At 53.3% G+C, this 540-nt stretch carries 1 protein-coding gene and 1 pseudogene; one reads left to right on the top strand and one right to left on the bottom strand.

Going from position 1 to position 540, the window contains the following annotated elements; genetic code table 11:
* Window positions 1-32: 32 nt before the first annotated feature.
* Window positions 33-311, top strand: a complete 279-nt coding sequence (locus tag ACESTR_RS16450; RefSeq protein WP_009596283.1) for an HU family DNA-binding protein — start codon at window positions 33-35, stop codon at window positions 309-311.
* A 67-nt stretch (window positions 312-378) separates the two neighbouring features.
* On the opposite strand, the pseudogene ACESTR_RS16445 reads toward ACESTR_RS16450, so the two are convergent.
* Window positions 379-540 (bottom strand): annotated as a pseudogene (locus tag ACESTR_RS16445) (fructose-6-phosphate aldolase); the annotation flags it as partial.

The following is a 540-nucleotide window of genomic DNA, read 5'->3' as shown; positions in this document are numbered from 1 at the left end:
TGTTTATCTTTGTCGGACAAAAACTTACAAAAATGACCAAAGCAGATATCGTAAAGCAACTCGCCCAGGAAACGGGCGTCGAAGCCGTGACCGTTTTAGCCGTCGTGGAAGGTTTCATGGAAGAGGTGCGAGCCGCACAGATCCGCAAGGAAAACGTTTTCCTCCGCGGTTTTGGTACGTTCCTGATTAAGCATCGCAAAGAAAAGACGGCGCGTAACATTACGAAGAATACGACGATCAAAATTCCGGCACACGACATTCCTGCATTTAAGCCTTCTCCCGCCTTCCAGCGGCTTTTGGAAAAGAAATGATTGCCACAACGCCCCGATTCGGATGTTCGAATCGGGGCGTTGCCGTTTTATCGCTGCCGGTGACCCGTCAGGCATTCAGGCGTGCATGGTCTGCGAGGAACTTCTCCAGCCCGCTGTCCGTCAGCGGATGTCTGAGCAGCCCTTCGATTGCCGCAAGGGGGCATGTCGCCACATCGGCACCCGCATCGAGACACTGGATAATATGCTGCGTATGACGGATCGAAGCGGC

The organism is Alistipes sp. DJF_B185 (genome assembly GCF_964250025.1).
Taxonomy (GTDB): domain Bacteria; phylum Bacteroidota; class Bacteroidia; order Bacteroidales; family Rikenellaceae; genus Alistipes; species Alistipes finegoldii.
The sequence above is the reverse complement of the archived record's forward strand: the minus strand, read 5'-3'. Positions and strand labels throughout refer to the sequence as shown.

What these genes read in the sequence shown, in the direction of transcription:
- ACESTR_RS16450 (WP_009596283.1), top strand. Translation starts at nt 33, where the DNA reads ATGACCAAAGCAGATATCGTAAAGCAACTCGCCCAGGAAACGGGCGTC.